Source organism: Cryobacterium sp. TMT2-17-1 (genome assembly GCF_004402765.1).
GTDB classification, from domain to species: Bacteria; Actinomycetota; Actinomycetes; order Actinomycetales; family Microbacteriaceae; genus Cryobacterium; species Cryobacterium sandaracinum.
Genome location: NZ_SOGC01000050.1, coordinates 51,265 through 57,973 on the forward strand (window position 1 = coordinate 51,265; position 6,709 = coordinate 57,973).

Here is a 6,709-nt window from a genome sequence, read left to right on the forward strand (position 1 = left end):
CAGCCGCACCGCGCCGAACCCAGCCGCGCCGCGCCGCACCCAACCCAACCCAGCCCAACCCAACCCCGCCCCGCCGCACCCAGCTCCTCGCCGACCGGGAAGGCCGACGGCATCCGCTACCTGAGGCGGCTGAAGGACTCCACCTTGCGCACGTCGCCGGCGATCAGAATGACGTCGTCGGCCTCCAACGTCGTGTCAAGGGTCGTGTAGCTCCAGCCCTTGCCGGGGCGGTTGAATGCCGTGACGGTGATCCCGTGGATGGTGCGCACGCTCGATTTTCCGAGCGGCACGCCGATGATCTCCTGCGGCGGGTTCGTCTTCACGAGGGCGAAGTTCTCGTCGATCTCGATGTAGTCCTGCATCACCCCGCGCACGAGGTGGGCCACCCTTTTGCCCATGTCCTTCTCGGGGTAGATGACGTGCTTGACGCCGATCTGGCGCAGGATCTCACCGTGTGGGTCGCTGACCGCCTTGGCCCAGATATTCGGGATGCCCAGCTTGAGCAACAGGCTCGCGGTGAGGATGTTCGCCTGGATATCGCCGCCGATCGCGACGACCGCGCTGCTGAAGTCCGGCACCGAGAGTTGGCGGAGCGTCTCCTCTTTGGTCGAGTCGGCGCGCACGACGTGGGTGAGCAGGCCGTTGTGCGCCTGCACGATCTCCTCGTCTCCGTCGATGCCGAGCACCTCGCTGCCGCTGGCCATCAGCTCGAGTGCAAGGGCGCTGCCGAACCGACCCAGGCCGATCACGACGATCGCATCCTCTTCGGCCATACGCGCAGGCTGCTGGTGCCCGAACAGGGAAAATTTAGCCAATGATGGGCCTCTCTTTCGGTAATTCATACCCGGTGGGGCGGTCCCGCAGGGCGAGCGCCGAGGCGAAGGCGATGGGACCCAGACGACCGATGAACATGAGCAGCATCAGGATGATATGACCGGCCGGGGGCAGACCCGCGGTGATCCCGGTGGAGAGCCCCACCGTGCCGAACGCGGAGATCGCTTCGAACAGAAGGGCATCGAGGCCGATATCGGTGATCAGCATCAGGGCGACCGTGGAGACCGTGATCACCGCAACCGCCAAGAGCACGATGGTGATCGCCTGACGGTGCACGGCCCGGGAGAGGCGCTTGCCGAAGACGTTCACGGCCACCTCGCCACGGATTTCGGTCAGCAGGATGAAGAACAGCACAGCGAAGGTGGTGATCTTGATGCCGCCGGCGGTGCCGGCCGGGCCTCCGCCGATCAGCATGAGCACGTCCATGCCGAGCAGGCTCGCGGAATCCATCGCCCCGATGTCGAGGCTGTTGAACCCGGCTGTGCGCGTCTGCACCGATTGGAAGAATCCCACCAGGAGTTTGCTCGGCCAGTCCAGCGGTCCGAGCGTGCCCGGGTTGTTCCACTCCACGCCGGTGATGTAGACAGTGCCCGCGACCAGAAGTGTGATCGTTCCGGCCAGCACGATGCGGGTGTTCATCGACCACTTCAGCGGGTTCCGGAAGTGCTTGCGCAGCTGCATGATCACCGGGAAGCCCAGGCCGCCGAGGATCACGGCGGCGGCGATGGGCAGGCAGATGAACGGGTCCGTCGCATAGGAGATGAGGTTGTCGCTGAACAGGGCGAAGCCCGCGTTGTTGAACGAGGACACGGAGTGGAACACGCCGAGCCAGATGGCTCGGCTCGGCGCTTCGCCGTACCCGATCCAAAACCGCAGGCTCAGCAGCACCGCCACGATGGACTCCACGATCAGGGAGATGCGCACGACGCCGAGAACCAGCCCGCGGACATCCTCAAGCCCGAAGCTCTTGACCTCGGCGGCTGCCGTCATGCGGGACCGAAGGGACATCTTGCGGATCACGGCGAGCCCGATGACCGAGGCGAACGTCATGATCCCGAAGCCGCCGACCTGGATCAGGGCCAGGATGATGACCTGGCCGAACGGCGTCCAGAACGTCGCGGTATCGACGACGGTCAGCCCGGTCACGCAAACGGCCGACGTGGCCGTGAAAGCCGCGATCAGGAGCGGGGTGCCGCCGGGGCCGGGCGTCGCGATCGGGATCATCAGCAGCACCGTGCCGATCAGGATGGCGGCGGCGAATCCGGCGACCACGACTTGCGCCGGATGCAGCCGGGCGCGCGGCACGCGCGGACCGCTTCTTCGGAGAGACAAGGATGGCACCCGCTCACTATACGGTTCACGGGCATCCGTCGTCTGTTCCGGTTTCGACACGGCACCCCCCCTATCGGTGACTGCCGCACTCACGCAAAATCCGAGATAATCTGTGTACACCGGCGAGGGGGAACCAAGGGTGAGATTCAACGGGGGTGTGCGTATGCACACGCACGCATTGCGGCCCCACGGCCGGTTGCTGGTGCAGTCGGGGCTTTCCGTCCTGGCCCTTGTCGCACCCATCTCCGCCGTGCTCTTCTGGCTCAGCATCCCCAACGGCACCTGGCGTCCGGTTGCCATCGCCCAGGTTGTGCTCCTGAGCATCTGCGGCCTTGCCTATCTCGCCTACACTCGCACCATCATCCGTGTCGATGCCGAGGGCATCTCGGAGCGCGGCTTCATGGGCCTGGTCAAGGACTTCTCCTCGGACGAGATCGGCAGCGTCGTGCTGCTCGACCTCTACCGGAGCGGGGCGCTCGACACGCAGCCGCAGCTCTTCGTCACCGGCACCGACGGCCGACTGCTGGTGCGCATGCGCGGGCAGTACTACTCGCGCGGCGCCATGGACACGGTGGTCGATCAGCTCGGCGTACCCATGGTGCGGGTGCCCGAACCGATGACCCTGCAGGACCTGAACCGGGTGCGCCCCGAACTGCTCTACTGGTTCGAGCGACGCTTCACCCGGCGCGGGGAGTAGCGCGGCATCCGTTCTTCGCGCTCTGCGAATCACGGCTCAGCGAGTGCGCCGTTTCCGGGTCGCGCGCACGATTGCGTCAATGGAGTCCAGGGCGGAGAACAGCAGCACGACGACCACCACGATGGCCGTGACGACCCCGACGCCCTGCGGCCAGCCGACGGCATCGAAATAGTCCGGGTTGAGCAGCCGGCCGCTCGCCGTGAGCCAGACCGCTGGAACGACGAAGAGAACGTCCAGCACGATGGTCGCCATCGCATTCGACACCGACCATCCCGTGTAATACGCGAACAGGTGAAAACTGATGCTGACAGCGGCATAGAAAAGTGCGATATAGAACGCCCCGGATGTCCACAATTCCGTCGCAATCGGACCGATGAGTGCGCTGTCCCGCCCCTCGACCGCACCCACCGTCTGCAGCCAGATCAGCACGCTGGCGATGATCACGAGAAAGCTGACTCCGCCGACGAGCTCCGTGAAATAGCCGCGCTTGTCCAGGACCTCGGGCAGGGATGCCGGATCCCAGACCACTGTGCGCCTTGACCGCATCGCCGATGTGCGCTCGATGATCGCGAAGATCACCGTCGTGAAGAACGCGATCGACATGGCCGTCTCGATTGCGCCGGTGACGGCGACGCCCACCGTTTCACCAGCCGACGAGCCGGCGACAAAAGTGACGATGCCGCTGAACAGAAACCAGATCGGCACCACGGTCGAGAGCAGCACCGTGAGCACGCGCACGTAGTCGAAGTAGAGATCCGGTCCCACGAGGTAGGTGGGCTTCTCCGAGTACCGGGCGGCCAGCCGGCGCGGTGCGCCCAACTCGGCGAGCACGGTGTGTTCGGCGGCCACGGCATCCGTTCCCGCCTCCAGGCGATCCTCGATTGCGTCGGCGATCAGGGTGCGCAGTTCGGCTTCAATGTCAGCACGCTGCCGCGCAGGCAGGCCGCGCAGCGCTTCGGTGACGAAGCGGTCGGTGAGGGTGGACGGGGTGGACGGGGTGAACGGGGTGGTCATGATGTCTCCGTGAGGGATCGGAATGCCATGTTCAATTCGTTCCAGTCGGTGGTGAGGGTGGCGGCGAGACCCACCCCCTCCTCACTCGTGACGTAGAACTTGCGCGGTCGGGACTCGTCGGTGTTCCACTCGCTCGTGAGGAGACCCTGCTTCTCCAGGCGCCGCAGCAGAGGGTACAGGGTGTTGGCATCCACCGCGAACCCCTGGGATTCGAGGGCCGTAAGCAGGGCGTAGCCGTAGTTGGGCTGCATGAGCAGCACCAGGCAGGCGAGCACGATGGTGCCGCGCCGCAACTCCTGCCGGTGGGTGGCGAGTTCTTCTTCGTTGAGCACTTGTACACATTAGTGTGCGTCACACACCCGCAAGGGCCCGGTCGTGCGCCGCCCGCTCCCTGGAGCGTCTCCAGGATGCCGCGAGGACGACAATGGCCAGCAGCAGCGTGATCTCGATCGCGGAGAAGAACAGGTAGACCGGCGTGGGCGGTGTGCCGAGGAACAGCGTGGAGACCTGAACCGCGGCCATAACAGATGCGGCGCCCACATTGATCCAGCGGTTCAGTCCGTGCCGCACCACGCGAGCGAGAAGAACCATCGCGATGGGGATCTGCATCAGCACCCCGGCCGCGACCAGCTTGCCGGGTGTGAAGGGCCCGCCGCCGAGGGTGCCGGTCTCGAGGTCGACGAGGTGTGTCGGGTCGTAGAGCCCGAGCACGTCGCAGTAGAGGTAGTTGAACAGCAGAACGATCCAGAGCGTGGAGAGCAGCACCGGCCGCGGGAGTGGAGTGAGCAGCATCATGGGATCGGATCCTTTCCGAGGGTTGGTGTGTGGGGATTTGGTGTTGTCGGGTTTCGGTTTTGTAAGTCGCACTGTACTGTGTATCACACACTATAGTGTTACACTAGAAAGGGTGCCATGAAAGCGATCATCCAGCGGGCCTACGGCGGGCCCGAGACCCTCGAGTACACCGATGTCCCCATGCCGGTGCCCCGTGCCGACGAAGTGCTGATCCGCGTCCACGCGGCATCCGTGAATGCGGCCGACTGGCTGCTGATGCACGGCGAGCCCTATCTCATGCGGCTCGCGTTCGGTTTGCGGGCACCCCGCATCGCGGTCCGGGGACGGGATGCCGCGGGAGTGGTCGTGGCCGTCGGCAGCGCCGTGCGACGCGTCGCCGTGAATGATGAGGTCTACGCGGAGGTCAATGCGGGCAGCTTCGCGGAATTCACGGTGGCGACCGAGAAGGTGGTTGCCCGCAAGCCTGCCACGCTCACCTTCGAGCAGGCGGCGACGGTGCCGATCGCCGCGACCACGGCGCTGCAGGGACTCCGGGATGCCGCGAACCTGCAGCCGCACGATCGGATTCTGGTCAACGGCGCATCCGGCGGGGTCGGATCGTTCGCCGTGCAGCTTGCGAAAGCCTTCGGGGCTGAGGTGACGGCCGTCTGCAGCACTCGGAACGCCGAGCTGGCCCGCGGCCTGGGCGCCGACCACGTGATCGACTACACCTCCGAGGATTTCACGGCCAAGGGTCGGCAGTACGAGGTGATTTTCGATCTCATCGGCAATCGCTCCCTGTCCGACTGCCGCCGCGCGCTCACCCCACGCGGAACGCTGGTGCTGTCCTCCGCTGCAGGCGGTCGTCTGCTCGGCCCGATCGGGCGCATCCTCGCCGCATCGGCCCTGGGAGTCTTTTCGCGCCAGAGCCTCCGCCCGCTCGTGGCGTCGGCCAGCGCCACCGATCTCGATGTGATTCGCGAGCTGATCGACTCGGACAAGGTCGCTCCCCGGATCGAGACGACCTACCCACTGAGCCGGACCGCCGACGCCCTGCACCACTTCGGCGAGGAACACACCCGAGGCAAGATCGCCATCTCGATCTGGGACGGAGTGACGGCTGGCCCGGGGTGACGGCTGGCGCGGAGTGCGCCGCCTCGTCTGGCCCGGAGTGACGGCTGGCGCGGAGTGCGCCGCCTTGTCTGGCGCGGGGGCTGCGCTCCCGAACCAATTCGACGGAGATTTTGGCCGAAACGGATGTTTTGGGTCGGAAAACCGGGTTTACGGGCAAAATCTCGGCTCCCCTGCTGTATCCGTGGGTGTTTCGGAGCGCCTTAACGGCCGCACGCCGCTTCCTGTCTAGGTTTCTGACTGTCAAAGGAAAGAAACTTTATAGGCGGGAAAACGGCGTGCGGTCTCTAACAATATGGCGGACTTTGCTCGGTGTCGACAAGACAGTGGTCGAGGACGTTGATCTCGACCTCGTAGCGGGCGTTTTTGTTGCGTCGGTGCGACTGACCAGGTCGATGCGGAACCGGTGCGGGAGCTGCCAGAAACGCTGCCCGCGCTACGACGAGGGGGCGGGGCGGCGCCGGTGGCGGGGATTGGATTTCGGCTCGACCCGGGTCTTTCTGGAGGCGGATGCCCCGCGGGTGTCGTGCCGGGAGCACGGGGTGATCGTGGCTGCGGTGCCATGGGCCAGGCACCAGGCCGGCCACACCCGCCACTTCGATTCATATGTCGCGTGGCTGGCCACTCAAACCTCGAAAACCGCGGCAACTCAGTTGATGCGGATCGCATGGCNCATCGCGTGGCGCACGGTCGGGGCGATCATCACCCGGGTGTGGGCTGACACGGAAAAGCTCCATGATCCCTTCGCCGGGCTCACCCGGATCGGGATCGATGAAGTCTTCTACAAGCGCGGCCGGAAGTTCTTGACCGTGGTCGTGGACCACGATTCGGGGCGCCTGGTCTGGGCTGCTCCGGGCCAGGATAAGGCCACCCTGGGCACGTTCTTCGATGCGCTCGGCGCGGAACGATCAGCCCTGATCACGCATG

At 65.4% G+C, this 6,709-nt stretch carries 8 protein-coding genes; 3 read left to right on the forward strand and 5 right to left on the reverse strand.

The genetic code is table 11. The features are described from left to right. Nucleotides 1-116 precede the first annotated feature (116 nt). Nucleotides 117-773 carry a TrkA family potassium uptake protein gene (locus tag E3O47_RS15340; protein ID WP_104099219.1) on the reverse strand — a complete coding sequence of 219 codons (657 nt, stop codon included), beginning with the start codon at nucleotides 771-773 and terminating at the stop codon, nucleotides 117-119. Nucleotides 774-807: 34 nt separating this feature from the next. After that, nucleotides 808-2,175, reverse strand: a complete 1,368-nt coding sequence (locus E3O47_RS15345; RefSeq protein ID WP_241986229.1) for a potassium transporter TrkG — start codon at nucleotides 2,173-2,175, stop codon at nucleotides 808-810. Between the two features lie 154 nt (nucleotides 2,176-2,329). On the opposite strand from E3O47_RS15345, the gene E3O47_RS15350 reads away from it, so the two are divergent. After that, a complete protein-coding gene (locus E3O47_RS15350) occupies nucleotides 2,330-2,863 on the forward strand; it encodes a hypothetical protein (protein ID WP_134401156.1) in 534 nt (177 codons plus the stop codon). Nucleotides 2,864-2,899: 36 nt separating this feature from the next. Here E3O47_RS15350 and E3O47_RS15355 read toward each other — a convergent pair whose 3' ends face one another. The 3 genes from E3O47_RS15355 to E3O47_RS15365 are packed head-to-tail and all read right to left on the reverse strand — an operon-like array spanning nucleotide 2,900 to nucleotide 4,672. Continuing rightward, a complete protein-coding gene (locus E3O47_RS15355) occupies nucleotides 2,900-3,877 on the reverse strand; it encodes a permease prefix domain 1-containing protein (RefSeq protein WP_134421194.1) in 978 nt (325 codons plus the stop codon). Next, nucleotides 3,874-4,209 carry a PadR family transcriptional regulator gene (locus E3O47_RS15360; RefSeq protein ID WP_104099223.1) on the reverse strand — a complete coding sequence of 112 codons (336 nt, stop codon included), beginning with the start codon at nucleotides 4,207-4,209 and terminating at the stop codon, nucleotides 3,874-3,876. The genes E3O47_RS15355 and E3O47_RS15360 overlap by 4 nt, the downstream gene beginning before the upstream one ends. Before the next feature lie 19 nt (nucleotides 4,210-4,228). After that, nucleotides 4,229-4,672, reverse strand: a complete 444-nt coding sequence (locus tag E3O47_RS15365) for a DUF6326 family protein (RefSeq protein WP_174722157.1) — start codon at nucleotides 4,670-4,672, stop codon at nucleotides 4,229-4,231. 117 nt (nucleotides 4,673-4,789) lie between these two features. On the opposite strand from E3O47_RS15365, the gene E3O47_RS15370 reads away from it, so the two are divergent. Both E3O47_RS15370 and E3O47_RS15375 read left to right on the forward strand, forming a co-directional pair. Next, nucleotides 4,790-5,785: an NAD(P)-dependent alcohol dehydrogenase gene (locus E3O47_RS15370; RefSeq protein ID WP_134421196.1), complete on the forward strand. Its 996-nt coding sequence runs from the start codon at nucleotides 4,790-4,792 to the stop codon at nucleotides 5,783-5,785. 275 nt (nucleotides 5,786-6,060) lie between these two features. After that, nucleotides 6,061-6,709 (forward strand): transposase family protein (locus E3O47_RS15375; RefSeq protein WP_134421206.1); only part of this gene is annotated, 649 nt, incomplete at its 3' end.